27 protein-coding genes and 4 tRNA genes are annotated in these 25,205 nt (G+C 73.9%); 24 read left to right on the top strand and 7 right to left on the bottom strand.

Translation table 11 applies throughout. The annotated features are described in order from the left end of the window. Window positions 1-37: 37 nt before the first annotated feature. Both ACFLFB_RS11110 and hemE read left to right on the top strand, forming a co-directional pair. Window positions 38-862 carry a DMT family transporter gene (locus tag ACFLFB_RS11110; RefSeq protein WP_392542236.1) on the top strand — a complete coding sequence of 275 codons (825 nt, stop codon included), beginning with the start codon at window positions 38-40 and terminating at the stop codon, window positions 860-862. 31 nt (window positions 863-893) lie between these two features. Then, complete coding sequence (gene hemE / locus ACFLFB_RS11105; RefSeq protein WP_392542235.1) at window positions 894-1,991, top strand: uroporphyrinogen decarboxylase; 1,098 nt, start codon at window positions 894-896, stop codon at window positions 1,989-1,991. On the opposite strand, the gene ACFLFB_RS11100 is transcribed toward hemE, so the two are convergent. Next, window positions 1,988-2,452 (bottom strand): DUF6194 family protein, encoded by a 465-nt coding sequence (locus ACFLFB_RS11100; RefSeq protein ID WP_392542234.1) that lies wholly within the window; start codon window positions 2,450-2,452, stop codon window positions 1,988-1,990. The two genes, hemE and ACFLFB_RS11100, sit on opposite strands and share 4 nt — an antisense overlap. A gap of 225 nt (window positions 2,453-2,677) precedes the next feature. Between ACFLFB_RS11100 and ACFLFB_RS11095 the strand changes: the two genes are divergently transcribed. Next, window positions 2,678-3,193, top strand: coding sequence for a DinB family protein (locus ACFLFB_RS11095; RefSeq protein ID WP_392542233.1), 516 nt, complete (start codon window positions 2,678-2,680; stop codon window positions 3,191-3,193). Window positions 3,194-3,232: 39 nt separating this feature from the next. Here ACFLFB_RS11095 and ACFLFB_RS11090 read toward each other — a convergent pair whose 3' ends face one another. Further along, window positions 3,233-4,225 (bottom strand): DUF4349 domain-containing protein, encoded by a 993-nt coding sequence (locus ACFLFB_RS11090; RefSeq protein WP_392542232.1) that lies wholly within the window; start codon window positions 4,223-4,225, stop codon window positions 3,233-3,235. A gap of 213 nt (window positions 4,226-4,438) precedes the next feature. On the opposite strand from ACFLFB_RS11090, the gene hemG reads away from it, so the two are divergent. The 6 genes from hemG to ACFLFB_RS11060 all read left to right on the top strand — a co-directional run bounded on the left by hemG (window position 4,439) and on the right by ACFLFB_RS11060 (window position 9,304). Next, complete coding sequence (gene hemG / locus ACFLFB_RS11085) at window positions 4,439-5,884, top strand: protoporphyrinogen oxidase (protein WP_392542231.1); 1,446 nt, start codon at window positions 4,439-4,441, stop codon at window positions 5,882-5,884. Next, window positions 5,881-6,606 (top strand): hydrogen peroxide-dependent heme synthase, encoded by a 726-nt coding sequence (gene hemQ / locus ACFLFB_RS11080; RefSeq protein ID WP_392542230.1) that lies wholly within the window; start codon window positions 5,881-5,883, stop codon window positions 6,604-6,606. Before hemG ends, hemQ begins: the two co-directional genes overlap by 4 nt. A 113-nt stretch (window positions 6,607-6,719) precedes the next feature. After that, complete coding sequence (locus tag ACFLFB_RS11075) at window positions 6,720-7,703, top strand: phosphotransferase family protein (protein WP_392542229.1); 984 nt, start codon at window positions 6,720-6,722, stop codon at window positions 7,701-7,703. 181 nt (window positions 7,704-7,884) lie between these two features. After that, a complete protein-coding gene (locus tag ACFLFB_RS11070) occupies window positions 7,885-8,253 on the top strand; it encodes a metalloregulator ArsR/SmtB family transcription factor (protein ID WP_392542228.1) in 369 nt (122 codons plus the stop codon). Beyond that, complete coding sequence (locus tag ACFLFB_RS11065) at window positions 8,250-8,735, top strand: SRPBCC domain-containing protein (protein WP_392542227.1); 486 nt, start codon at window positions 8,250-8,252, stop codon at window positions 8,733-8,735. The genes ACFLFB_RS11070 and ACFLFB_RS11065 overlap by 4 nt, the downstream gene beginning before the upstream one ends. Beyond that, window positions 8,732-9,304: a TIGR03086 family metal-binding protein gene (locus ACFLFB_RS11060; protein WP_392542226.1), complete on the top strand. Its 573-nt coding sequence runs from the start codon at window positions 8,732-8,734 to the stop codon at window positions 9,302-9,304. The genes ACFLFB_RS11065 and ACFLFB_RS11060 overlap by 4 nt, the downstream gene beginning before the upstream one ends. A gap of 99 nt (window positions 9,305-9,403) precedes the next feature. Here the strand turns inward: ACFLFB_RS11060 and msrB are convergent, their stop codons facing one another. Next, the gene (gene msrB, locus ACFLFB_RS11055) at window positions 9,404-9,832 is read right to left on the bottom strand and encodes a peptide-methionine (R)-S-oxide reductase MsrB (RefSeq protein ID WP_392542225.1); all 429 of its coding nucleotides are present in this window, start codon (window positions 9,830-9,832) and stop codon (window positions 9,404-9,406) included. Between the two features lie 74 nt (window positions 9,833-9,906). On the opposite strand from msrB, the gene ACFLFB_RS11050 reads away from it, so the two are divergent. Both ACFLFB_RS11050 and ACFLFB_RS11045 read left to right on the top strand, forming a co-directional pair. After that, entirely contained in the window at window positions 9,907-12,075 is a 2,169-nt protein-coding gene (locus tag ACFLFB_RS11050; protein WP_392542224.1) for an ATP-dependent DNA ligase, read from the top strand. Next, window positions 12,072-13,265, top strand: a complete 1,194-nt coding sequence (locus ACFLFB_RS11045; RefSeq protein ID WP_392542223.1) for an alpha/beta hydrolase family protein — start codon at window positions 12,072-12,074, stop codon at window positions 13,263-13,265. The genes ACFLFB_RS11050 and ACFLFB_RS11045 overlap by 4 nt, the downstream gene beginning before the upstream one ends. Before the next feature lie 40 nt (window positions 13,266-13,305). Here the strand turns inward: ACFLFB_RS11045 and ACFLFB_RS11040 are convergent, their stop codons facing one another. After that, entirely contained in the window at window positions 13,306-13,668 is a 363-nt protein-coding gene (locus ACFLFB_RS11040; RefSeq protein WP_392542222.1) for a hypothetical protein, read from the bottom strand. Window positions 13,669-13,691: 23 nt separating this feature from the next. After that, window positions 13,692-14,438, bottom strand: coding sequence for a dihydrofolate reductase family protein (locus ACFLFB_RS11035; RefSeq protein WP_392542221.1), 747 nt, complete (start codon window positions 14,436-14,438; stop codon window positions 13,692-13,694). A gap of 75 nt (window positions 14,439-14,513) precedes the next feature. Here ACFLFB_RS11035 and ACFLFB_RS11030 point away from each other — a divergent pair, with 75 nt between their 5' ends. Then, complete coding sequence (locus tag ACFLFB_RS11030; protein ID WP_392542220.1) at window positions 14,514-15,554, top strand: polyphosphate kinase 2 family protein; 1,041 nt, start codon at window positions 14,514-14,516, stop codon at window positions 15,552-15,554. On the opposite strand, the gene ACFLFB_RS11025 is transcribed toward ACFLFB_RS11030, so the two are convergent. Continuing rightward, window positions 15,544-17,196 carry an acyl-CoA dehydrogenase family protein gene (locus tag ACFLFB_RS11025; RefSeq protein ID WP_392542219.1) on the bottom strand — a complete coding sequence of 551 codons (1,653 nt, stop codon included), beginning with the start codon at window positions 17,194-17,196 and terminating at the stop codon, window positions 15,544-15,546. The two genes, ACFLFB_RS11030 and ACFLFB_RS11025, sit on opposite strands and share 11 nt — an antisense overlap. Window positions 17,197-17,227: 31 nt before the next feature. On the opposite strand from ACFLFB_RS11025, the gene ACFLFB_RS11020 reads away from it, so the two are divergent. The 4 genes from ACFLFB_RS11020 (at window position 17,228) to ACFLFB_RS11005 (ending at window position 18,717) form a co-directional block, all read left to right on the top strand. Next, entirely contained in the window at window positions 17,228-18,346 is a 1,119-nt protein-coding gene (locus tag ACFLFB_RS11020) for a YihY/virulence factor BrkB family protein (protein WP_392542218.1), read from the top strand. An 84-nt stretch (window positions 18,347-18,430) separates the two neighbouring features. Continuing rightward, a tRNA-Gly gene (locus tag ACFLFB_RS11015) sits at window positions 18,431-18,503 on the top strand. A 22-nt stretch (window positions 18,504-18,525) separates the two neighbouring features. Continuing rightward, window positions 18,526-18,596, top strand: a tRNA-Cys gene (locus ACFLFB_RS11010). Window positions 18,597-18,643: 47 nt separating this feature from the next. Continuing rightward, a tRNA-Val gene (locus ACFLFB_RS11005) sits at window positions 18,644-18,717 on the top strand. A 50-nt stretch (window positions 18,718-18,767) separates the two neighbouring features. Here the strand turns inward: ACFLFB_RS11005 and ACFLFB_RS11000 are convergent. Further along, window positions 18,768-19,379, bottom strand: coding sequence for a hypothetical protein (locus ACFLFB_RS11000; RefSeq protein WP_392542217.1), 612 nt, complete (start codon window positions 19,377-19,379; stop codon window positions 18,768-18,770). Between the two features lie 102 nt (window positions 19,380-19,481). On the opposite strand from ACFLFB_RS11000, the gene ACFLFB_RS10995 reads away from it, so the two are divergent. From ACFLFB_RS10995 to ACFLFB_RS10960, 8 genes are all read left to right on the top strand, one after another. After that, window positions 19,482-20,324 (top strand): lysophospholipid acyltransferase family protein, encoded by an 843-nt coding sequence (locus tag ACFLFB_RS10995; RefSeq protein ID WP_392542216.1) that lies wholly within the window; start codon window positions 19,482-19,484, stop codon window positions 20,322-20,324. 52 nt (window positions 20,325-20,376) lie between these two features. Then, on the top strand, window positions 20,377-20,889 hold the full coding sequence (locus ACFLFB_RS10990) for a flavodoxin family protein (RefSeq protein ID WP_392542215.1): 513 nt from the start codon (window positions 20,377-20,379) through the stop codon (window positions 20,887-20,889). A 23-nt stretch (window positions 20,890-20,912) separates the two neighbouring features. Continuing rightward, window positions 20,913-21,947: a chorismate-binding protein gene (locus ACFLFB_RS10985; RefSeq protein ID WP_392542214.1), complete on the top strand. Its 1,035-nt coding sequence runs from the start codon at window positions 20,913-20,915 to the stop codon at window positions 21,945-21,947. A gap of 3 nt (window positions 21,948-21,950) precedes the next feature. Next, window positions 21,951-22,793 carry an aminotransferase class IV gene (locus tag ACFLFB_RS10980; RefSeq protein ID WP_392542213.1) on the top strand — a complete coding sequence of 281 codons (843 nt, stop codon included), beginning with the start codon at window positions 21,951-21,953 and terminating at the stop codon, window positions 22,791-22,793. Further along, the gene (locus tag ACFLFB_RS10975; RefSeq protein ID WP_392542212.1) at window positions 22,790-23,239 is read left to right on the top strand and encodes a TIGR02611 family protein; all 450 of its coding nucleotides are present in this window, start codon (window positions 22,790-22,792) and stop codon (window positions 23,237-23,239) included. The genes ACFLFB_RS10980 and ACFLFB_RS10975 overlap by 4 nt, the downstream gene beginning before the upstream one ends. 81 nt (window positions 23,240-23,320) lie before the next feature. Next, a tRNA-Val gene (locus ACFLFB_RS10970) sits at window positions 23,321-23,397 on the top strand. Window positions 23,398-23,493: 96 nt separating this feature from the next. After that, entirely contained in the window at window positions 23,494-23,829 is a 336-nt protein-coding gene (locus tag ACFLFB_RS10965; RefSeq protein ID WP_392542211.1) for a hypothetical protein, read from the top strand. Next, window positions 23,826-25,205, top strand: coding sequence for an FAD-binding oxidoreductase (locus tag ACFLFB_RS10960; protein WP_392542210.1), 1,380 nt, complete (start codon window positions 23,826-23,828; stop codon window positions 25,203-25,205). The genes ACFLFB_RS10965 and ACFLFB_RS10960 overlap by 4 nt, the downstream gene beginning before the upstream one ends.

Raw genomic sequence — 25,205 nt, 5'->3', positions numbered from 1 at the left:
TCAGGGGCGTCGGAACGCCGCTCGATAGCCTGCGGCGGTGGTCAGCCTCCTCGCGCTCGCGTCGTCCCTGGTGTGGGGGACGTCCGACTTCTTCGCAGGCCTGGCATCCCGTCGGCGCCCCGCGGTGGCGGTCGTCGGCTGGACTCAGGGGCTGGCCCTGCTCGTCGTGTCGAGCATCGTCGCGGTGCGCTGGGACACGGTGACGTTCGAGGGCTGGCCGTGGTGGTCGGTGGCGGCGGGGCTGTCGGGGATGGTCGGCCTGATCTGCTTCTACTCGGCGCTGTCCTCCGGGACCATGGGCGTCGTCGCGCCGATCGCGGCCCTGGGCGTGGTCGTGCCGGTGGTGCTCGGGGTGGCCAGCGGCGAGACGCCGTCGCCCTGGGCGTGGGTCGGGATGGTCGTGGCGATCATCGGGGTGACCCTGGCCAGCGGTCCCGAGCTGAGCGGTGACGTCAGCGTGCGGCCGGTGGTGCTCGCGTCGGTCGCGGCGGTGGCGTTCGGGCTCGCGCTGTTCTGCCTGGACCGGGGCGCCCGCGACTCGGCCCTGCTCACCCTGTGGGGGATGCGGATCACGTCGGTGTCGATCCTCCTCGTGGTGGCCCTGGTGCTGCGCAACGTCGGGGGCGTGAGGCCACGCGAGGTGCCGGGGCTGCTCGTCATCGGCTGCGGCGACCTCGGCGCGAACTTCCTCTTCGGCATCGCGTCGTCGCGCGGGCAGGTGAGCGTGGCCTCGGTGCTCGGGTCGCTGTACCCCGTGGTCACGACGGTGCTGGCCCGGGTCGTCATCGGCGAACGGCTGCGGCGGGTGCAGCAGGTGGGGGTGCTGCTCGCCATCGGCGGCGCCTGCGTCATCGCCCTGTGACGTCGAGGGTTGTCGGAGGGCGCCGCACCGGATGGGAGGATGGCTCACCGTGACGACCCCTTCGGCCACCGCTCCCACCACGGCCCCGACGGCTTCGGCGTCGCCCGCCGACTCGCCGCTGGTCCGCGCCGCCCGCGGCCTCGACGTGCCGCACACCCCCGTGTGGTTCATGCGCCAGGCCGGCCGCTCGCTGCCCGAGTACCGCGCGCTGCGTGAGGGCGTGGGGATGCTCGAGTCGTGCCGTCGCCCCGACCTCGTCACCGAGATCACCCTCCAGCCGGTACGGCGCCACGGCGTGGACGCGGCGATCTTCTTCTCCGACATCGTGGTCCCGCTGGCCGCCGTCGGGATCGACCTCGACATCGTCCCGGGCGTGGGTCCCGTGGTGGCCGAGCCGGTGCGGACGCGTGCCGACCTCGAGCGGCTGCGCGACCTCGTGCCGGAGGACGTCCCCGACATCGCGGAGTCGGTGCGCCTCCTCGTCGCCGAGCTCGGGGCCACGCCGCTCATCGGGTTCGCCGGGGCGCCGTTCACCTTGGCCAGCTACCTCGTCGAGGGCGGCCCGTCGAAGAACCACGAGCACACCAAGGCGCTGATGCACGGCGACCCGCAGCTCTGGCACGACCTGTGCGAGCGGCTCGCGCGCATCTCCGGGGCGTTCCTGCGCGTGCAGGCCGAGAACGGCGCGTCGGCCGTGCAGCTGTTCGACTCGTGGGCCGGCTTCCTCAGCCGGGCCGACTACGTGCGCCACGTGCAGCAGCACTCGGCCGCGGCGCTCGCGGCGGTGGCCGATCTCGACGTCCCGCGCATCCACTTCGGCGTCGGCACCGGTGAGCTGCTCACCCTGATGGGCGAGGCGGGCGCCGACGTCGTGGGCGTGGACTACCGGGTCTCGCTCACCGACGCCCTCGAGCGCACGGGCGGGCGGTGGCCGCTGCAGGGCAACCTCGACCCCGCGCTGCTGTTCGCGCCGTGGGAGGCGCTGGAGCGCCGGGTCCGAGAGATCGTCGAGGAGGGACGCGCTGCGCCGGGGCACGTGTTCAACCTCGGCCACGGGGTGCTGCCCGACACCGACCCCGACGTCCTCACCCGCGTCGTCGAGCTCGTCCACGAGGTCTCCGCCCGCTAGGTCGTGGCGCGGCGCTCCCAGCGGGCGCGCGCCATCGCGTGCGCTCCGGTGAGGAGGTCGCGCAGGTCGTCCTCCGTTGCCGGTCCCGGGTCGACGACGGCGAGCCACCCGTACGGGGCGTACACCGGGTGGGGGTGGATGACGTCGGGAGTGCCGGGGTCGTGGCCGTCGGCGTCGGCGTCCTTGGGGGAGCGGCCGGTGCGCCGCTCGAACTCCTCGGTGCCGGCGTGGACGTTGACCCGGAAGGCGCCGGGACGGTCGAGGCCGGCCGAGGGCTCGCCCGGGTAGTCCTTGGTCACGACGGTCGCGAAGGGCTGTGCAGCGGGGACGGTGCCGTCGGGGGAGTAGTAGACGAAGACGTCGCCCCAGGCGATCTCGGGTGTCCCGTCGCCGGGGCCGGGCCGTTGCACGACGACGTCGCCGAGGCCCACGAGGTGGTCGATGACCGCGTCGATGCCCATGCGCCCACTGTGACCGGCGACGGTCGGTGCCGGGATCAGTCCCGAGGCGGACCCGACGTCCTCCGATGGACGGGGCCCACCCGTCTGGTGTCCGCTTCCTGCCACCTGTCCACATCGGTCGCCAGCGAAGAGGCCCAGTCGCCCGAACAGGGACCTTTCCGACGGGGCGGAACGCGTGGTGGTGGGGGTGCGGCCACGTCCGAGGGGGGCGCTAGCGTTCGCGGCATGGTGCCTTCTCCGATGGACCCCGCCGTCATCGCCGGGTCCGAGCGCGAGCAGCTCCTCGCGTTCGTCGACGAGCACCGCCAGGGCCTGCGCGACAGCCTCGAGGGGCTCACCGACGAGCAGGCCCGCCGCTCCCTCGTGCCGTCCCGCACCACCCTGCTGGGCCTGCTCACGCACGCCACCTTCGTCGAGCAGGTGTGGTTCGACGAGGCCGTCACGGGCCGCACCCGCGCCGAGATCGGCATCGTGGCGACGCCGGACGAGTCCTTCGTCCTCACCGACGACGACACCGTCGCCTCGGTCCTCGCCCGGCACGAGGCGGTGTGCGCCCAGTCGCGGGCCGCCATCGAGGACCTGTCGCTCGACGACCTGCTCCCGGGCAACCGCCGGGGCCCGCTCCCGCTGCGCTGGGTCCTGCTGCACGTCCTGCGCGAGTTGGCGCAGCACGGCGGCCACGCCGACATCCTCCGGGAGCAGATCCTCCGCGACGACGCCGGCGTGACCGCGACGGGCTGAGCGGCGCGACGGGCCCGAGGGTCCGCCGCGCCGATCCGGTCAGGCGACCGGGGGAGCCGGCGCCATCGGCGGGGTGACGGTCGAGGGGCGCGGGCCGCGGCGCCGCATCCAGACCACCAGCGGGACCAGGACGAGTGCGAGCGCGAAGGCGAAGGGGAGCAGGGCGCCGAGCACGGTGAGCAGCACGGTCACCGAGCCGGTGAACGCGTCCCAGCCGGCGGCCAGCCCGGCGAGGAAGCCGGTGTCGGGCTCGGTCACCTCGAGCACCTTCTCGTCGGTGCTGAGCCGGACCTCGATCGGCGCCATCGAGACCTGGCCGTCGAGGGCGGCGAGCTGGGACTTCACGGCCTCGAGGTCGGCCTGGCGGCGGGAGAGCTCGGACTCCAGGCTGACGATGTCGGCGAGGCGGGTCGCCTTGCTCATCAGGGCCCGCACCCGCTCGACGCTGGACTCCATCGTCTCCACGCGCGAGGCGGTGTCGACGTACTGGGCGGTGACGTCGTCGGTGGAGGTGTTGCGGGAGTGGACCTTCCCGATCTCGGCGGTGCGGTCGAGCGCGGCGTCGAGGCGGGTGGTGGGGACGGAGATCGTGATGGTGCTGAAGCCGCCGGTGGCGACGTCGTCGGGCTCGCTGGAGATCGACTCGGCGAGGACGAGCCCCTTCTCGGAGGCGGCGACGGCGCGGACCTTGGCGGCGGCCACGTCGACGTCGTCGACGGTGAGGGCGATGTTCGCGCGGCGGGCCAGCTTCTGGGCGGAGGCGGCGAAGTCGACGGTGGGGGTGCCGGTGCCCGCCGCCGGGGCCTCCTTCGAGCCGTCGGCGGTGGCCGCGTCGGGAGCGACCGCGCCGCCCTGGACGACCCCGCGTCCGGACTGGGGCGCCATCTCGTCGGAGACGGAGGCTCCCGACGCGGCACCGGAGTCGCCGGCGCCTCCACCGGCACCGCAGCCGGCGACCGTCAGGCCGGCGACGAGGAGGAGGCCGGCGGTCGCGGTGGCGCGGCGTCGGGCGGGGCGGGCCGGTGTGCTCATGGGTGACTCCTTCGTCGATCCGGGTGGTGTGCTGCGTCTGGGGCGCCCAGCCTCGTGGTTCGGTTCCCGGTGACGGGTCTCGATGTGGTCACGAGTGCGGACCAGGTGGGTCACGGCGGTCACGGACCGGTCTCCCCGGTCACGAGGACGTCAGGCCGCGGTCACGCAGGGGTCGCGTCGGCCGGTCGTGCCTGCCCCTGAGAGACTGGGCGCATGCCGCCACCGGCCGTCCCCACCGGCGCCCACGTCGTGATCGTCGGGGGTGGTGTCGCCGGACTCGCGACCGCGCTGGGCGTTCTCGATGCCGCACCGTCAGCCCGCGTGACGGTGCTCGAGGGCAGTGACCGCCTGGGCGGGAAGCTCCGGCTCGAGGACGTGGCCGGCCATCGCGTCGACGTCGGCGCCGAGTCGCTGCTCGCCGTGCGCCCCGAGGCCGTCGACCTCGTGGAGCGCGTCGGGGGCGGGGCCGACCTCACGACCCCCGCCACGACCTCGGCCTCCATCTGGTCCCGCGGGTCGCTCCACCCCTTGCCCAGGGCCACGCTCATGGGCGTCCCCACCGACCCCGACGGCGCCCGCGGCGTCCTCACCGACGGCGAGGTCGACCGGCTGCGTCACGAACAGCCCTGGCCGACAGACGTTCTCGAGGACGACGTGTCCGTCGGCGAGTACGTGGCGGTCCGGCTCGGGTCTGCCGTCGTCGACCGCCTGGTCGAGCCCCTGCTCGGTGGCGTCTACGCGGGCCACGCCGAGCGACTCTCGCTACGCGCCACGATGCCCGTCCTCTGGGACCGCGCGACCCGCGGCGAGAGCCTGCTGGCCCCCACGTCCGCGCCGTCCACGGCCGACGGCCGGCCCCCCTTCGCCGGCATCGTCGGCGGGGTCGGTCGCCTGCCCGAGCTCCTGGCCGACGCCCTTCGGGACCTGGGCGCCGACCTGCGCACCGGCGTCGTCGTCCGGGCGCTGGAGCGCACCACGAGCGGATGGCGCCTCGTCGTCGGGTCGGCCGCGTCACCGGAGACGGTCGAGGCCGACTCCGTCGTCCTCTGTGTGCCGCCCGCGCCGGCGTCCCGACTCCTCGCCGACCACGCGCCCATCGCCGCCGAACGCCTCGCCGGCATCGAGACCGCCTCCACCGCCGTCGTCACCCTCGCCGTGCCGCGGGCCGACCTCGCCGAGGTGGAAGGCTCCGGCTTCCTCGTCCCGCCGGTGGAGGGCCGCGCCATCAAGGCGGCCACGTTCAGCTTCCGCAAGTGGGCCTGGACCGGCGCCCTCGATCCCGACCTCGTGCACCTGCGCGCCTCGCTGGGCCGCGCCCGGGAGGAGGCCGTGCTCCAGCGCGACGACGCCGACCTCGTGGCCCTCGCCGTCGCCGACGTCGCAGCCGCCCTCGGCCGCGCGGTCCCCTCCGTCGTCGACGCGCACGTGCAGCGGTGGGGCGGTGGACTGCCGCAGTACGCGGTCGGCCACGTCGACGCCGTCGCCGCGGTGCGGGCCGACGTCGCCCGGGTCCCCGGCCTCGAGGTCGCCGGCGCCGCCTACGACGGCGTCGGGGTCCCCGCCGTCGTCGCGTCGGCCGCTCGGGTCGCGGCCGCGACCGTCCATCACCTGACCACCCTCAGCACCCTCGCCACCGTCCCAGGAGAGCAGCCCTCATGACCGAGTCCACCCGTCCCGCCCCCGCCAAGCCGGGAGCCGCGCGCATCCGCGAGGTCAACGACACCATCCGCTACGCGATGTGGTCGGTCTTCGCCGTCGCCGAGCCGCTCGCCGACGAGGACCGCGCGGCCCTGGCCACCGAGGTCGAGGAGCTGTTCACCGACCTCGCCGAGAAGGACGTCGTCGTCCGCGGCACCTACGACGTCGCGGGCCTGCGCGCCGACGCCGACGTCATGGTCTGGTGGCACGCCGAGACCATCGAGGCGCTGCAGGAGGCCTACCACGCGTTCCTGCGCACGGCCTACGGCGACCACCTCGACCCCGTGTGGTCGGTGGCCGCGCTGCACCGCCCGGCGGAGTTCAACAAGAGCCACATCCCGGCCTTCATGAGCGACGAGGAGCCGCGCGACTACATCTGCGTCTACCCGTTCGTGCGGTCCTACGAGTGGTACCTCCTCGACGACAAGGAGCGCCGCGACCTCCTCGTCGAGCACGGGAAGATGGCGCGCGACTACCCCGACGTGCGGGCCAACACCATCGCCTCGTTCGCGCTCAACGACTACGAGTGGATCCTCGCGTTCGAGGCCGACGAGCTGCACCGCATCGTCGACCTGATGCGCGAGCTGCGGGCCTCGGGCGCGCGCCGCCACGTGCGCGAGGAGGTGCCCTTCTACACCGGCCCTCGCGTGCCGATCCGCACCCTGGTCCACCGCCAGCGCTGACGCTCCCACCACCCCCTCCCGTGAGTGCGGAAGTGGTCGCCCCGGCCACCACTTCCGCACTCACGGCGGGGTTGTGGGGGTCGCAGGCCGACTGGCGTGGCTAGCGTGGCGGGGTGTTCACGCCTCCCGAGGACCTCGCCGACGCCGAGGTCGCGGCCGCCCTCATCTGGGGGTGGGACCTCGACGTCGAGGGGATCATGCACGCACCCGTCGGGTTCGGCAGCCACCACTGGTGGGTCCGTGACGCCTCCGGGCGCCGCTGGTTCGCGACCGCCGACGACCTGAGGACGCGCCGCCGCCACCACGACGAGCCGCTCGACGCGCCGTTCGCGCGGCTGCGGGCTGCCCTCGCGACGGCCGCGTCCCTCCACGGTGCGGGCCTGCGATGGGTGGTGGCGCCGGTCCGCTCCGACGACGGCTCGGTCGTTCTGCGGCTGCACGAGTCGTTCGCCCTCGCGCTCCACCCGGGGGTCGAGGGGGACACCTTCGGCTGGGGCCCGTACGAGGACGCCGCACACCGTGACGCGGTCGTCAACCGCCTCGTCGAGCTCCACGCCATGGAGGGGTGCCGCGACGACGTGATGGAGGACGACCTCACCGTCCCGCTCGCCGACGAGCTGCGCACCCACCTCGACGACCCCGGACCCCGTTGGGGCGCAGGGCCGTTCGCCGCCGACGCGTGGGAGCTGGTGCGCGACCACGCCGACACCGTGCGGGCCCTGCTCGACCGGTACGACGCCCTGGTCGCCGGCGCGGACCGCACGCGCTTCGTCCTCACCCACGGCGAGCCGCACCGCGGCAACACGATGGTGACGCCGGACGACGGGGTCGTGCTCGTCGACTGGGACACCGTCCTCCTTGCCCCGCCCGAGCGGGACCTGTGGCGGGTGGTGGGGGAGGACCCCGCCATCCGGGGCCGGTACGAGGGGGGCACCGGCGTCGCCCTCGACGACGCGCTCCTCGAGGCGCACGCCCTGCGCTGGGACCTCGCCGACGTGGCGGTGTACGTCCGCGACCTGCACGCCCCGCACGTCGACGACGAGGACACCCGTACCGCGTGGGCCGGCCTGCGCGCCGCGGTCACCGCCACGAGGTGAGGCAACACGCAGGCGGTCGGCGCCGATCCCGTGCGTGTTGCCTCCTCTCGACGACAGGGGCGGCAGGGACCGGGAGGGAGGGCGGCGGATGGCTCGGCAGGCTTCCTCAACCGCAGGGTTGACGACGCCGTCAGCGGCGGCCTAGATTCTCCTCAACCACATGGTTGAACAGGAGGCCGGCATGACCGACCAGCTCTCGAAGGTCTTCGCGGCCCTCGCGGACCCGACGCGGCGCGACATCGTCTCGCGCCTTGCCGTCGGCGACGCGACGGTCAACGCCATCGCCGAGCCGTACGAGGTCTCGCTCCAGGCGGTCTCCAAGCACCTCAAGGTGCTCGAGGACGCGGGCCTGGTCAGCCGCAGCCGGGAGGCCCAGCGCCGCCCGGTGCACCTCGAGGCCGAGGTGTTCGACCTCATGACGAAGTGGATCGAGCGGTACCGGCGCCAGGCCGAGGAGCGCTACCAGCGCCTCGACGCCGTGCTCGCCGGGCTCGACGCCCACGGGGACCCCTTGCCGCAGCAGGACGAGAAGGAAGGACAGGCATCATGACGACGACGAGGACGCAGGCCCGCATCGAGGCCGACGCCACCGTGCCCATGATCCACATCTACCGCGAGTTCGCCGCCACCCCGGCGCAGCTGTTCCGGGCGCACACCGACCCCGCGCTGTTCTCCCGCTGGGTGGGGCCGGCCGACATCGGCGCCGACATCGACTACTGGGACGCCCGCGACGGTGGTTCGTGGCGCTACACCGCCGGGCGCGACGACTTCTCGACGAGCTTTCGCGGCTGCTTCCACACGGTCACCGAGGGCCGGATCGTGCAGACCTTCACCTGGGAGGGCCAGCCGGAGGGCGTCGCCCTGGAGACGCTGACCTTCGAGGACCTCGGCGACGGGCGCACCCTGCTCCACGCGCAGAGCCTGTGCGACTCGTTCGAGGACCGCGACGCCTGGCTGGCCAGCGGGATGGAGAAGGGCGTCACCGACGGGTACGCCGCCATCGACGCGATGCTCGAGGCGGGAGAGCTGTGAGCGGCCTGCCCAGCGAGCCGGCCGAGCGCCACCGCGCCGTCGCCGGACGCTTCGCCGAGCTCACCCGCGGCGCCACCGACTGGGACGCCCCGGCGCCGGTCGACGGCTGGGCCGCGCGCGACGTCGTCCGCCACCTCGTCGAGTGGTTCCCGGCGTTCCTCGCCGGCGGGGCGGGCATCCGCCTGGCCCCCGGCCCCACCGTCGACGAGGACCCGGCGGGCGCCTGGGCGAGCCACGCCGACCAGGTGCAGGGGATCCTCGACGACCCGGCCACGGACGAGCGGACGTTCTCCAACCCGCACACCGGCGACCACCCGCTGGCCCGCGCCATCGACCAGTTCTACGTCTCCGACGTCTTCATGCACACGTGGGACCTGGCCCGCTCCACCGGCCAGGACGACACCCTCGACGCCGAGACCTGCGAGCAGATGTTCCAGGGGATGCAGCCCATCGACGAGATCCTGCGCTCCTCGGGCCAGTACGGCCCGCGGGTCCCCGTCCCCGACGACGCCCCGGCCCAGGACCGGTTGCTCGGCTTCATCGGGCGCGACCCCGCCTGGCGCCCCTGAACCCCCGACCTCGTGCGACTTCTGTGCGGTTTCCGGCGCGAGACCGCCCGGAAACCGCCCTCAAGTCGCACGAAGTGCGAGGAGGACAGGCGTCTGGCGTCAGGCCTGGTCGGCCGGGCGGAGCGTCATGCTGATGGAGTTGATGCAGAAGCGCTGGTCGGTGGGGGTGTCGTAGCCCTCGCCCTCGAACACGTGGCCGAGGTGGCTGCCGCAGCTGGCGCAGCGGACCTCGACGCGGGGGCGGCCCGGCAGCGAGCGGTCCTCGATGAACTCCACGCTCTCGCCGGCGAGAGGGCTGTAGAACGACGGCCACCCGCAGTGGCTCTCGAACTTGGTGTCGGAGGCGAACAGCTCGGACCCGCAGGCCCGACAGGCGTAGACGCCGACGGTCTTGGTGTCGGTGTACTCGCCGGTGAAGGGGCGCTCGGTCCCGGCCTGGCGCAGGACCTGGTACTCGTCCGGGGAGAGCTGCGCCTTCCACTCCTCCTCGGTGCGGTCGACGGTGTACTCGCGGTCAGTGGGCTTCATCGTCATGGTGGTGCCAACAGTACGAGCGCGCCGTTGGTTCCCGGGACGTCGGTGCCGCTCAGTAGGGTCGGGTCATGGCGGACGCCCAGGTGATCGAGGTCGAGGGGCCCGACGGCCCGCGACAGGTGCGGCTCAGCAGCCCCGACCGCGTCATGTGGCCCGACGCCGGGATCACCAAGGGCGACCTCGCGGCGTACGTCGTGGCGGCCGGTGACCCGCTGATCCACCACATCGGCGACCGGCCGGTCACCCTGCAGCGCTTCCCCGAGGGCATCGACGGCGAGGAGTTCTACCAGAAGAATCCTCCGAAGGGGATGCCCGAGTGGGTGCGCACGGTCAGCTGCCGCTATCCCAGCGGGCGGCGGCACGCGCAGATCGTCGTCGACGAGGTCGCCGCGGCCGTGTGGGCCGTCCAGATGAACGCCATCACCTTCCACCCCTGGCCGGTGCGCACCGCGGACAACGACAACCCCGACGAGCTGCGCATCGACCTCGACCCGCAGCCCGGCCGCACCTTCTCCGACGCCGTCGAGGCCGCGCACGCCCTGCGCGAGCTGCTCGCCGAGATCGGCCTCACCGGGTGGGCCAAGACGAGCGGCAACCGGGGTGTCCACGTGTTCGCCCGGATCGCCCCCACCCACGAGTTCCTCGACGTGCGGCACGGCGTCATCGGCATCGCCCGGGCGCTCGAGCGCCGCCTCCCCGACCTCGTCACGACCTCGTGGTGGAAGGAGGAGCGCGGCGAGCGGGTGTTCGTCGACTTCAACCAGGCCTGCCGCGACCGCACCATCGCCTCGGCGTACAGCCCGCGCCCGCTGCCCGGCGCCCCCGTGTCGATGCCGGTGTCCTGGACCGAGCTGTCCACCGTCAGCCCCGGCGACTTCACCGTCCTCACCGTGCCCGACGTCCTCGAGGACCGCGGTGACGCGTGGGCCGACATCGACGATGCCGTCGGTGACGTCGCCGCCGCCATCGCCCTGTGGGACGAGGACGTCGCCGAGCGGGGCCTGGGCGAGCTGAACTTCCCGCCCGACTACCCGAAGATGCCCGGCGAGCCGCCCCGCGTGCAGCCGAGCAAGCGCCGCACCGACAAGGCCGACGACGAGTACATGGGTCCCAAGGCCGACCGCGACGCCGCGCTGCGCGAGGAGTGGGGGATGCCGGTCGTGCCGCCGGTGCCGCCGATGCTCGCCAAGCCGGTCAAGGGGCTCGACGCCGCGGCCCTGAAGAGCACCGAGGTCGTCTACGAGCCGAAGTGGGACGGGTTCCGCTCGATCATCTTCCGCTCCGGCGACCGGGTCGAGATCGGCAGCCGCAACGAGAAGCCGATGACCCGCTACTTCCCCGAGGTCGCCGAGGCGGCCCTGGCCAACCTGCCCGAGCGGTGCGTCGTCGACGGCGAGATCATCGTCGTGCGGCCGGGGGAGGACGTCCTCGACTTCGACCTGCTCAGCCAGCGCATCCACCCGGCGGCGAGCCGGGTGAAGAAGCTGTCGGTCGAGACGCCGGCCCGCTTCGTCGCCTTCGACCTCCTGGCGCTGGGCGACGACGACCTCATGGGCCGCCCGTTCGCCGAGCGGCGCGCGCTGCTCGAGCAGGCCCTCGCCGACGCGCAGGCGCCGATCCACCTCACGCCCGCCACCGCCGACCGCGAGGTCGCCGGGCGCTGGTTCACCGCGTTCGAGGGCGCCGGGCTCGACGGCCTCGTCGCCAAGCCGGTCGACGGCACCTACGAGCCCGACAAGCGCACCATGCTCAAGATCAAGCACGAGCGCACCGCCGACTGCGTCGTCGCGGGGTACCGCACGCACAAGTCGGGCGACGACGTCATCGGCTCGCTGCTGCTCGGCATCCACGACCCCGAGGGCACGCTCGTCTCGGTCGGCGTCATCGGGGCCTTCCCGATGGCGCGGCGCAAGGAGCTCTTCGACGAGCTCCAGCCCCTCGTCACCGACTTCGACGACCACCCGTGGGCGTGGGCGAAGCAGGAGGAGGGCAACCGCACCCCCCAGAACGCCGCCGGCAGCCGCTGGGCCGCGGGCAAGGACCTCTCCTTCACGCCGCTGCGCCCCGAGCGGGTCGTCGAGGTCCGCTACGACCACATGGAAGGGGTCCGGTTCCGGCACACGGCGCAGTTCGTGCGCTGGCGTCCCGACAAGGACCCGCAGGACTGCACCTACGAGCAGCTCGACGAGCCGGTCTCCTACGACCTGTCGACCGTGCTGTCCGGGGGCGATGCGTGACGCCCGACCCCACGGCGCCCCCGGCCGGCAGCCGGACCCGCAAGGCCGTGGCCGCCGGTGCGGCCGTCGGCGCCACCACGGCGCTCGCGAGCGGGGCGGGCTCGCTCGCGGCGGCCGCCTACTTCGCGCGGCGCGTCCTCACCCCCGACCGCCAACGTCCCGACGACGTCGTCGTGCGCAAGGCCGGGGCGCACACGGTCACCCTCGGCATCACCCCGGAGACGGTGGTCCCCGGGCGGTACGGCCTGTGGATCGAGGACGGCTTCGGCCACGTCCGGGTCGGTGACGTCCTCGGCATCGACACCGCCGCCGGCACCGTCGAGCGCGAGCTCCTCGCCGTCGACCGCGGCTACCTCGCCCCCGGAGGCGCCCGGTGGAACCCGTACTTCCACGGGGCGCCCCCCGACGTCAGCATCGGCATGCCGCTGCAGCACGTCACCTACGAGGGCGAGCTCGGCGACATGCCGGCCTGGCTCGTCACGCCGCCCGAGGACGCGGTCCCCGGCCGGTGGGCCGTGCTCGTCCACGGGCGCGGGGCCCGCCGCGAGGAGACGATCCGGATGATGCCGCCGCTCCTCGCGCAGGGGTGGACCTGCCTCGTCCCCACCTACCGCAACGACGAGGGCGTCCCCGAGGGCGCCGACGGCCGCTACGCGCTCGGGCTCTCCGAGTGGCGTGACGTCGAGGCCGCGGTCGTCGAGGCCGTCGCCCGCGGCGCCACCGAGCTGCTCCTCGGCGGCTGGTCGATGGGCGGGGCGATCGTCCTGCAGTTCCTCGACCGCTCGCCGTTGTCGCGCCTCGTGTCGCGCGTCGTCCTCGACGGGCCCGTCATCGACTGGGGCGACGTGCTGGCCCACCACGCCCGCCAGCACCGGCTGCCCCGCCACATCGGCTCCCTGGCCCGCTCGATGATGCGGCAGCGGTGGGGGCACCGCTTCCTCGGCGTGCACGAGGGCGTCGACCTCGCGCGCACCGACTGGGTGCACCGGGCCGACGAGCTGCACCACCGCATCCTGCTCATCCACTCCGCCGACGACGAGTTCGTGCCGGCGGGTCCGTCGCGGGCGCTGGCGCGGGCGCGCCCCGACCTCGTGCGCTTCGAGGAGTGGCACGTGGCGCGGCACTGCAAGGAGTGGAACACCGAGCCCGAGCGGTGGGAGGCCCTCGTCGGCGAGTTCGCCGCCGACTGACCCCTCCGCACGTGGACCGAGGGCCCCGCGAGGGGGCGGGTCAGGGCTCGGCCACGAGCCGGGCGGCCTGGTCCTCCTCGTCGGGTCGCAGGTCGTCGGCACCCTGGTGGAGGAGGCGCCACCGCGTGCGCACCCCGTCGGGTCCCATCAGCTCACCGGCGTCGAGCGCCTCGGCGAGCAGCTCGCGGGCGGTGTCCTCGTCGGCCGGCGCGCAGGCGAACACCACGCGGACGACCAGCGCGTCGTCATCGGGTCGGGACGTCGTGTGGTGCGGCGCGAGGGGGCACGGGCCCGGGTGCTCCCACGACCCGCACAGCGCGAGGGTGACCGCGCCACCCGGCGCGCGCTCGTCGCCGTCCTCGTCGAGGACGAGCCGGGCCTCGTGGGCGAAGGCGGTGCGCACGCCCCGATCATCCTCGGCGGAGGTCAGGGGCGCGAGACCCTCCAGAGGCCCAGCATCGTCCCGGCCTCCTCGAGGAGGAGGCGCGGCGTGGCCGCGAGGCCGGCGGGCGCGCCGAGGGGGGCGCCGACGGTCACCCGGGTGCCGTCGCCACCGACGAGGAGGGGGGAGAGGGTCAGGGCGAGCTCGTCGACGACCCCGGCCGCCAGGGCGGCACCGAAGAGCGACGGGCCGCCCTCGCACAGGACGTGCCGGAGGCCGCGGTCGGCCAGCGCGTCGAGCGCGACCGCGAGGTCGACCCGCTCCTCGCCTGCCACGAGGACCGACTCGACCCCGAGGACCGAGCGGGCCTGCTCGATCCTGCGGGTCCCGGCCGAGGCGCAGGTGACGAACAGCCCGGCGCCGCGCCCCTCTGTCGGCGTGCGCAGGCCCTCGGGCACCCGGCCCGAGGCGCTGACGACGACGAGGGCCGGTGGGACCTGCCGGCCGCGCACGGGGGTCACGCGCTCGTAGCCCTCGGCGCGCACCGTGCCGGCGCCGACGAGCACGGCGTCGGTGAGCCGGCGCTGCAGCGCGAAGACCCGGTTGTCGGCCGGGGTGTTGATGGTGCCGCTGCGCCCGTCGGGTCCGACGGCCGACCCGTCGAGGGTGGAGACGAAGTTGGCCCGCACCCACCGCCGACCCGCGGGGAAGGCGTAGAGCGACTCGAGCTCGGAGGCCGTGACCCGCGCCCCCGGGGACGACGGCCGGCGAGGGCCGAGGAGGACGCGCATGGCCGGAGTCTCGCAGGTCACGGGTCGTGGGAACGACCCCTGCCGGGAGGGCCGGGTGTCTGCGAGGATGCGTCGATGGCCAAGGGTGGGAAGTCGACGAAGACCAAGGGCGCGACCAAGGGCAAGGGCGGCGACGTCCCGACGGCCGAGGTGGCGGCCACCGGCGCGCTCCCGGCCGAGCAGGTGACGCCCGACGCAGCCCTGTCGGGCAAGGCCGCGCGCAAGGCCGAGAAGAAGCGCGCGAAGGCGGCGAAGGCGCGCGGTGAGAAGGAGGTGGAGCCGGTCACCTGGAGCGAGGTGCTGCGGGTCGGACCCGGGTTCTCGCTCGCCGACCTCGACCCCGCGTCCACCCCGGGCTTCACCGGCTCCAAGGCCGACGGCGAGGGCGTGATGGCCGACCTGCAGAAGCGGGTCGGCGACCTGCAGGAGCGCCTCTACGCCGAGTCCAAGGGCGGCGGCAGGCGCTCGGTGCTCCTCGTCATCCAGGGCATGGACACGTCCGGCAAGGGCGGCATCATGCGCCACGTCGTGGGGGCCGTCGACCCCCAGGGCGTCACGATCACCTCGTTCAAGGCGCCGAGCGCCGAGGAGCGGCGCCACCCGTTCCTCTGGCGCATCCGCAAGGGGCTGCCGGGCCCGGGCGACATCGGGGTCTTCGACCGCAGCCACTACGAGGACGTCCTCATCGTGCGCGTCCACGACCTCGTGCCGCGCACCACGTGGTCGCGCCGCTACGCGCAGATCAACGCCTTCGAGCAGGGGGTCGTCGACGACGGCACGACGATCGTCAAGGTGATGATGCACATCTCCAGCGACGAGCAGAAGGCGCGCCTCACCGAGCGGCTCTCGCGCGAGGACAAGTACTGGAAGTACAACCCCGGCGACGTCGACGAGCGCGGCCACTGGGCCGACTACATGGAGGCGTACCAGGTGGCGCTGGAGAAGTGCTCCACCGACGCCGCGCCCTGGTTCGTCGTCCCCGCCGACCGCAAGTGGTACGCCCGGCTGGCCGTGACCAACCTGCTCCTCGAGCACCTCGAGGCGATGGACCCGAAGTGGCCGGCGGCCGACTTCGACGTCGAGGCCGAGCGGGCCCGGCTCGCCCTCACGCCCTGAGGGCGCGCTCCAGCAGGAGGTCGACCGCACCCGCACCGACCGACGGCGCGAGCGTGCCGAAGGTGCTGCCGTGCGCTCCGCCCAGCCGGCTCGCGACGAACGCGTCGGCCACCGGGCCGGGTGCGTGTCGCACGAGCAGTGACGCCTGGAGGGTGACGGCCAGGCGCTCGACGAGCCGCCGGGCCTCCCACGCGCCGTCGGGCCCGAGGGCGAGCGCCGCGACCGAGTCGCTCTCGTCGATGGCCGCGTCGAGGACGGTGGAGTGGCCGCGGGCGAGCGCGAGCTCCTTGCCGAGCGCCGCGAGCGACGGCGGCTCGCGGGTGAGGGCGCGCACGACGTCGAGGGCGTTGACGTTGCCCGACCCCTCCCAGATGGAGTTGAGCGGCGCCTCGCGGTAGAGCCGTGCCAGGCCGTTCTCCTCGACGTAGCCGTTGCCGCCGAGGCACTCCAGCGCCTCCGCGACCATCGGGGCGGTGCGCTTGCAGACCCAGAACTTGCCCAGCGCCACCGCGAGGCGGCTGAGCTCGCCCTCACCCTGGTCGACCGCGTGGGCGAGGCGCAGCGCGAGAAGGGTGGCGGCCTCCGACTCCAGGGCCAGGTCGGCGAGGACGTTGCGCATCAGCGGCTGGTCGACGAGCAGGGCCCCGAAGGCGGAGCGGTGCCGGGTGTGGTGGACCGCCCGCACGAGCGCCGCGCGCATCGTGGCGGCCGAGCCGACGACGCAGTCGAGCCGGGTGGAGGCCACCATGTCGATGATCGTGCGGATGCCGCGCCCCTCGTCGCCGACCCGCACGCCCCACGTCCCGTCGAGCTCGATCTCGGACGAGGCGTTCGAGCGGTTGCCGAGCTTGTCCTTGAGGCGCTGGACCCGGATGTCGTTGCGCGAGCCGTCGTCGAGGACGCGGGGCACGAGGAAGCAGCCGACGCCGGCGTCGGTCTGGGCGAGGACGAGGAAGCCGTCGCTCATCGGCGCCGAGCAGAACCACTTGTGGCCGGTGAGCCGGTAGGTCTCGCCGGTGAGGGGCCCACCCGGAGACGCCACGGCACCGGTCTGGTTGGCCCGGACGTCGCTGCCGCCCTGCTTCTCGGTCATCCCCATGCCGACGGTCAGCCCGGCCTTCGCCGCCGCCGGTCGCAGGGCCGCCTCGTAGGTGCGCGACGCCAGCCCCGGCACCCAGTGCTCGGCGACCACGGGCTCGGTGCGCAGCGCGGGGACGGCGGCGTACGTCATCGAGACGGGGCACAGGTGCCCGGCGTCGACCTGCGACCACACGAGGAAGCCGGCGGCCCGGCGGGCGTGCGCGCCCGAGCCCTCGGGGCGGGTCCACGGTTCGGCCGTCAGTCCGGCGCCGACGGCCACCTCCAGGAGGCGGTGGTAGCTCGGGTGGAAGGCCACCTCGTCGAGCCGCTCGCCGGTGGGGGAGTGCGTGCGCAGCACCGGCGGCACCCGCTCGACGTCGTCGCCCCAGGCCCGTGCCTGCTCGCTCCCGGCGAGGGCGCCGAGGTCGTCGAGGGAGGCGGCGCCCTCGGGGTCGTGCGGCTCCACCCAGCGCTCGACCGCGTCGGACAGGGTGGCGTCGGAGCGCAGGACGTGGAGGTCGCGGGGCGCCGGGACGACGTTGGTGACGACGTGGGTCCGCATCACCCGAGCGTACGGCGGTTACCGTGGCCCCATGACCGACGCCAAGCGGCGCCTCCGGCGGGCGCTCGCCCGCGTCCCCGGGTTGCTCCCGCTGGCCAGGCTGGCCGTCGCGACCATCCGGATCTGCCTGCGCTACCGCGTCACCGGGCTGGCCTCCGAGGCGGGGTTCTTCGCCCTGCTGTCGCTGCCGCCGCTCGTCCTCGGGCTCTTCGGAGGCCTGGGCTACGTGGGTGGCTGGCTCGGCCCGGGCCAGGTCGAGCAGGTCAAGGCCGACATCAACGCCTACGCCGCGCGCTTCCTCACCGAGGACGTGATCCGCAACACCCTCGGCGACACCGTGGACGACGTCCTGGCCAACGGCCGCCTCGACCTCATCTCGATCGGCTTCCTGCTCTCGCTGTGGTCGGGGTCGCGCGCGCTCAACGTCTTCGTCGACACCATCTCGATCATGTACGGGCAGTCGGGGGTGCGCGGCATCATCCACACGAGGGCGCTGTCGTTCTCGCTCTACATCCTCGCCCTGGTGCTCGGCATCGTGACGATCCCGCTGGTGCTGCTCGGGCCGAGCCTGCTCGGGCAGATGCTGCCGACCCCGTGGGCGGCGCTGGACCTCCTGTACTGGCCGCTCGTCACGCTCCTCACCGTGGGAGGCCTCACCAGCCTCTACCACGTGTCCACGCCGCGCCGGTCGCCGTGGCTGCGCGACGTCCCGGGGGCGGTGCTGACCCTCGTCATCTGGCTGCTCGCCTCGTACGTCGTGCGCGGGAGCATCGCCGCGTCGCTGGGCGGCACCTCGATCTACGGGCCGCTGTCGGCGCCCATCGTCCTGCTCATCTGGCTCTACGCCCTGGCCATCGCCGTGCTCATCGGGGCCGCCCTCAACGCGGCGATCCGCGAGCTGTGGCCGGCCGCCGAGGAGCGCAGCCTGCATGAGCGGTTCGCCGCCTGGGTGCGCGAGAGCAGCCGGCGCCGCACGACCCGCCGCAGCGCCGGGGACCGCTGGGGCGACCCCTTCGACGGGTACCGCGACCCCACCGCCGACGACACCTTGGGCCTCACCAGCCTCAAGGAGGCGGCCCGCGGGCCGCTCACGCCGATGGCCGGTGACCACCGATCGCGCGATCGGGACCCGGTGGAGGCCGAGCGCTAGGCCGGTTTGGAGTTCCCCTCGGCCATCGGATAATGTTCCCGAGCACGCCAAGCGCGGCCCGCAAGGGTTTCGCACGGAGAGCGCGCGGATGTAGCTCAGTTGGTAGAGCGCAACCTTGCCAAGGTTGAGGTCGCCGGTTCGAACCCGGTCATCCGCTCGGAGGGTGAAGCCGCCCCCACGGTGGAGTGGCCGAGAGGCGAGGCAGCGGCCTGCAAAGCCGCGTACACGGGTTCAAATCCCGTCTCCACCTCGAGTAGTACCCGCACGGAGCAGTCGCACAGTTCAGCACGGCCCCACGGACGCGTAGCGCAGTTGGTTAGCGCACCACCTTGACACGGTGGGGGTCGGAGGTTCGAGTCCTCTCGCGTCCACGCACGAAGCCCGCCAGGTTCCCACCTGGCGGGCTTCCTCGTGTCCGGGGTCAGGCCGGCATCGCCGTGGCGAACCACGGGTGGTGCAGGTCGAGGTAGCGCATGTCCGTGACCTGCTCCATCTCGCGGTTGAACTGCTCGGACATCTCCGGCGGCAGCTCCATCTGCTCTCCCTTGCGGGCCTCCTCCTCGCTGCGGAACGCCATCGTCTCGGTGAAGAAGCCGTCGGCGTCGATGGCGATCGTGCCGCCGATGATCTCCGGGCGGGCCTCGTGGAGCATGTCCATCGGCTGGGACATGAAGGCGCGGAAGCGCTCGGCGTCCTCGACGCGGCCCTGGATGACCTGGACGAACCCGGCGTCGTCGGACCCGCCGTCGAGCATGAGGATGGCGTCGTCGCAGTCGTGGAAGGTGACCTCGCCGTCGAAGCAGCGGCTCGTCTCCTCCCACCACATCCCCTGCTCGGGGCGCAGGGAGTTGCGGGCCGCGGCCTCGCGCGACTCGAAGCGGACGACCCCGACGAACTGCCCGTCGTCGGTCATGCCGTAGGTGCCGCCGAGCCAGCCGTCGGCGCCCGCGGCGAGGCCCTCGCGCCAGCGGTCCATCTGCATCCGCAGCGCCGCCTCGTCCGAGCACATCCCCTGGATGACCTGAATGAACATGGAACCACCGTCCTTCCTCGGTCCGCTCCACCGCGAAGCGGTCCACCGGCCGACGCTACGCCGGGCCGGGGCGCGTGTCTCTGGCCCGGAAGGAGGGTGTCTGTGGCTCCCAACCGACCCGGTGGCCGGCTCCGAACCACCGTCGTGCCCGACCTCACCTACCGCGTCGTCATCCGGGTCTGCCGGGTGCTCTTCCGGCTGCTCGGCCTGCGCCTGGAGGTCACGGGTGCCGAGCACCTGCCCGCCTCCGGGCCGGTCGTCGTGGCGGCCAACCACGCGAGCTTCGTCGACTTCATGGTCGTCGGCCTGCCGGCCGTGGCGCGGGGGCGCCTCGTGCGGTTCATGGCCAAGGAGTCGGTGTTCCGCGCGCCGGTGTCCGGGCCGCTGATGCGGGGGATGGGTCACCTGCCCGTCGACCGCCGCAGCGGGACCGTCGCCGCCCGGCGCGCGCTGCACCTGCTGCGGGCCGGTGAGGTCGTCGGCATCTACCCCGAGGCGACGATCGGGCACGCGTTCCACCTCAAGGACCGCGCCGACCTGCGGCTCGGGGCCGCGCACCTCGCCGTCGCGACCGGTGCGCCACTCGTCCCGGTCGCCCAGTGGGGCCTGCACCGCGTATTCACCGTGGGCCAGCGCCCCTCGCTGCGCCGGGGTCGGTGGGTGGGCGTGGCCGTGGGGGAGCCGCTGCACCCGCGTCCCGGCGAGGACGCCACCTCCCTCACCGACCGCTGGCACTCCGCGGTCACCGACCTCCTCGCCGACGTCCAGCGCCGGTACCCCGACCCGCCGGCCGACCCCGCAACCGCCTGGTGGTGGCCGGCCCACCTCGGCGGCGGTGCACCTGCCGGGGCCGAGGCGCGTGACCTCGACCTGCGGGCCGTTGCGGTCGCCGACGGCCTGGTGGGTGACCGACGAGACACCGCTGCCGCGCACCCACCGGCCTAGGGTGGAGATGGGGCCCGGTCCCCAGCTCGGGGACCGCCCCACGGAGGTCGAGATGAGCAGGGCACTGGTGGTCTACGAGTCGTTCTGGGGGAACACCGAGCGAGTCGCGCGGGCGGTCGCCGACGGCATCGCCGAGGTGATGTCGGTGGACGTGCGCGAGGTGGGTGCGGCCCCGTCGGGAGTCGAGGGGGTCGACCTGCTCGTCGTGGGAGGGCCGACCCACGCGTTCTCGATGACGCGGCCCTCGACCCGGCACGACGCCCTCGAGCAGGGCGGCACGGTGCGCCACCCGGAGGCCGGTCTGCGCGAGTGGGTCGACGCGCTACCCGAGGCACCGCAGACGTGGGTCGCGGCGTTCGACACGCGCGTGTCCCGCGTGCGCCGGCTCCCGGGTTCGGCCGCCCACGCCGCCGACCGGCGGCTGCACCGCCACGGGATGCCGCGCGCCGCGCCGCCGGAGAGCTTCTGGGTCGCGGGGACGTCGGGCCCGCTCGAGGCCCACGAGCTGGACCGCGCCCGCTCCTGGGGGCACACGGTGGCCGACGTGGTCCCCGCCACCGTCTGACGGCGGTTCGTGTGCCGCATACGATGCGGGGCGTGTCGGAGGCGAGGTTCGGGGGAGTCGTGGCCCGGGGGGTCGCGCAGGTCACCCACGACCCGGCCGACCTCACCACGGGCTTCTGGACGGTCGTCTCGACCTTCGAGGGGCACTTCACGGCCGTGCGGATGGCCGAGGTCGAGCGTGCCGCGCCGGCCGCCCCCTCGGGCCCGTGGGCGCCGCTGGCCGGCGAGTGGCGCACCAGCCTGGACCGCCACGCGTACGTCGCCGGCGTCGACGAGATCCGGCGCCGCATCGCGGCCGGCACGGTCTACCAGGTCAACCTCTGCCGCGTCCTGGAGCACGACCTCGCCGAGGACGCGTCCATCGCCGCGCTCGGCACCCATCTGGCCGCAGGCAACCCGGCCCCGTACGCCGCGACCATCGACCTGCCCGAGGCCGGGCTGGAGGTGGCCTGCGCCTCGCCCGAGGCCTTCCTCGTGCGCCGCGGCGACCGGCTGACGTCGCGGCCGATCAAGGGCACCGCACCCACGGCCGAAGGGCTCCTGGCCAAGGACCACGCCGAGAACGTCATGATCGTCGACCTCGTGCGCCACGACCTCGCCCCGGTGAGCCGACCCGGGACGGTGGAGGTCGACCACCTCTGCCGGGTCGAGGAGCACCCCGGGCTGGTCCACCTCGTCTCCGACGTCAGTGGCCGGCTGCGCGACGGCGTCGGCTGGCCCGAGATCCTGCGCGCGACCTTCCCGCCCGGCTCGGTCAGCGGGGCGCCGAAGCACACGGCGCTGCTCGCCATCCGCGACCTCGAACCGGTGCCGCGCGGCCCGTACTGCGGGGCGGTGGGCTGGGTCGACGCCGACCGCGACGAGGCCGAGCTGGCCGTCGGCATCCGCACGTTCTGGGCCGACCGGACGGCGGATGGCCAGCGGGTGCTGAGGTTCGGCACCGGCGCCGGGATCACCTGGGGCAGCGTGGCCGTTCAGGAGTGGGACGAGACCGAGCTGAAGGCGGCGCGTCTGGTCGGGATCGCCTCGGGTGCCGACGTCGCGTCTGGAAGGGTGTAGGGCATGAGCGGGATCAGGGTCTGGGTCGACGGCGTGCTCGTCGACGCCGACGCCCCGGCGGTGAGCGCCGTCGACCACGGCGTCACCGTGGGCGACGGCGCGTTCGAGACGGCGAAGATCGACGGCGGTGTCCCGTTCGCGATGACGCGCCACCTGCGTCGCCTCGACCGCACCATGGCCGGGCTGGGGCTCCCGGCCGCAGACCACGACGCGATCCGCCGCGGGGTCGAGGCCGTCCTCGACGGAGAGCCGATCGACTTCGGCCGCCTGCGGGTCACGGTCACCGGGGGACGCGGGCCACTCGGGTCCGACCGCCTCGACTCGGCCCTCACGACCATCGTCACCGCCGTGCCGCACGCCCGCCCTGACGCGCACGGCGCCGTCGTCACCGTCCCGTGGGTGCGCAACGAGCGGGCCGCGACCGCCGGCCTGAAGACCACCTCGTACGCCGACAACGTCATCGCCCTCGCCCGGGCCAAGGCTCACGGAGCCGTCGAGGCGCTGTTCGCCAACACCCGCGGCGAGCTGTGCGAGGCCACCGGCAGCAACGTCTTCGTCGTCACCGACGGGGTGGTGCGCACCCCGCCGCTCGACAGCGGCTGCCTGGCCGGGATCACCCGCGAGCTCGTCCTCGAGTGGTGCGCCCACGAGGGCCTGGAGGTCGTCGAGCAGGCCCTGCCGCTGGAGGTCCTCGAGCGCGCCGACGAGGTCTTCCTCACCTCCTCGATCAAGGACGTCTTCCCCGTGTCCGTGCTCGACGGGCGCGACCTGCCCGCCCCCGGTCCCGTCACCGCTCGCGTGCGCGAGGTCTGGGACCGGCACGTCGAGAAGGGCATGGACCCGTGAGCGACCAGCAGACGAAGCCGAGCCGGCTCTTCCGCGACCCCAGCGACGACGAGAAGGACTGGGCGTGGCGACGCCGCATCCGGTCCAACCCGCACTCGCTGCGCATCTACCGCGGCGTCGTCTTCCTCACGGGGCTGGTCCTCGTCGTCGGCGGGCTCATCCTCGTGCCGCTGCCCGGTCCCGGCTGGCTCATCGTCATCCTCGGCATCGCGGTGTGGGCCTCGGAGTTCGAGCCGGCCGCCCGGCTGCTCGACTTCGTCAAGACCAGGGTCCGGGCGTGGGAGTCGTGGGCGAAGCAGCAGGCCTGGTGGGTCAAGGGGCTGCTGGCCCTGGCCTGCGCCCTCGTCGTGGCCGGGGCGATCTGGCTGGTGCTCTGGTTCACCGGGATCCCCTCGTTCGTGCCGGGCAACGTGGCGGGCTGGCTGCACACGTCCGTGGGCCTCTGAGGCCTCGTCGGGGCCGACCCGCCGGGTCGATTTCCGATGGCTCCACGGCTCCGTATATCCTCGGCAGGCCGTACGGCACCCGGATGTGTAGCTCAGCTGGTTAGAGCGTTCGCTTCACACGCGAGAGGTCGGGGGTTCGAGTCCCTCCACATCCACCACTGCGCCCCCGCGACCTCGTCGTCGGGGGCGTTCGCGTCGGCGGTCCACAGCGAAATGACAGCGGCGATGTCGGTGCGCGGGTGCACGATGTCGGTATGGACGTCATCCGGGTCCGGTCCATCCACACCTACCCGACGCGCGGCGAGCCCGGCGTCGAGGTCGAGGCCGTGCACGTCACGGCCGACGGCCTGGAGGGTGACCGGCCGAAGAAGGCCGCGGTGTCGCTCGTGGGGGCCGACTCGCCCACCACGCGGGCCAACCTCGTCCTCGACGTCCCCACCGCGCAGGTCGAGGCCCTCCACGGAGGAGTCCTGCGCATCGGCGAGGTCGTCCTCGCCGTCGAGCCCACGGGCAACGCCTGCGCCGGCCTGTACGCCGCCGTCGGCGCGGAGGGCTGGGTGAAGGTCGGGGACACCGTGGAGCCCGGATGACCACGGTCCTCGGCACCTCCCACGACGCCGGGGTCGAGCGCCTCGTCGCCAGCCACCGCGCCATCCCGGCCGGCGCTCCGGTGCGCCTGGCCAAGCGCACCTCCAACCTGTTCCGCGGCCGCACGCAGGCCACCGGGCCGGGCCTGGACACCAGCGGCCTCACCGGGGTCGTCGCCATCGACCCCGTGGCCCGCACCGCCGACGTCCAGGGCATGTGCACCTACGAGGACCTCGTCGACGCCACCCTCGCGCACGGGCTCACCCCGCTCGTCGTCCCGCAGCTGCGGACCATCACGCTCGGGGGCGCGGTCACCGGCCTCGGCATCGAGTCGGCCTCGTGGCGCAACGGCCTGCCGCACGAGTCGGTGCTCGAGCTCGACGTCCTCACCGCCGACGGCGAGGTCGTCACGGCGTCGCCCGAGCGCCACCCCGACCTCCACCGCGGCTTCCCGAACTCCTACGGCACCCTCGGCTACGCCACCCGGCTGCGCATCCAGCTCGAGCCGGTGGGGCGCACCGTGTCGCTGCGGCACGTGCGCTTCCACGACGTCGGCTCGCTCGTCGACGGGCTGGGCACCGTCGTCGCCAGCGGCGCGTGGGAGGGCGAGGAGGTCGACTACGTCGACGGCGTGGTCTTCTCCGATGACGAGGCCTACCTCGTCCTCGGAGCCCGCACCGACGAGAGGGGGCCCACGAGCGAGTACACGGGCGACGCAGTGTTCTACCGCTCCCTCCAGCACGACGGCCCGACGCCGCGGCGCGACGTCCTCACGACGCACGACTACCTGTGGCGGTGGGACACCGACTGGTTCTGGTGCTCGCGGGCGTTCGGCGCCCAGGACCCGCGGGTGCGCCGGCTCTGGCCGAGGCGGTGGCTGCGCAGCAGCGTGTACTGGCGCCTCGTCGCCCTCGACCGCCGCTTCTCGGTCGCCGACCGGCTCGAGGCCCTCCGCGGCCGGCCACCGCGCGAGCGCGTCGTCCAGGACGTCGAGGTCCCGCTCTCCGCCACGGCCGACTTCCTGCGCTGGTTCCTGCGCGAGGTGCCGATCGAGCCGGTCTGGCTGTGCCCCCTCCGCCTGCGCAGCGACCGGCCGTGGACCCTCTACCCGCTGCGGCCCGGCGAGACCTACGTCAACGTCGGCTTCTGGTCCACGGTCCCGGTGGACGCGGCGGCCGGGCCGGGGGCGACCAACCGGCGCATCGAGGACCGGGTCCGCGACGCCGGCGGCCACAAGTCGCTGTACTCCGAGTCGTTCTACGACCGCGAGGAGTTCGACCGGCTCTACGGGGGCGAGGAGTACCGCGCCCTCAAGCAGCGCTGGGACCCCGGCGGCCGCTTCCCCGACCTCTACGCCAAGGCGGTCCGGGGCGCCTGA

The organism is Oryzobacter telluris (genome assembly GCF_043099285.1).
Classification (GTDB): Bacteria; Actinomycetota; Actinomycetes; order Actinomycetales; family Dermatophilaceae; genus Oryzobacter; species Oryzobacter telluris.
Note: the sequence above shows the minus strand (reverse complement) of the source record. Positions and strands in the feature narration are given on the sequence as shown.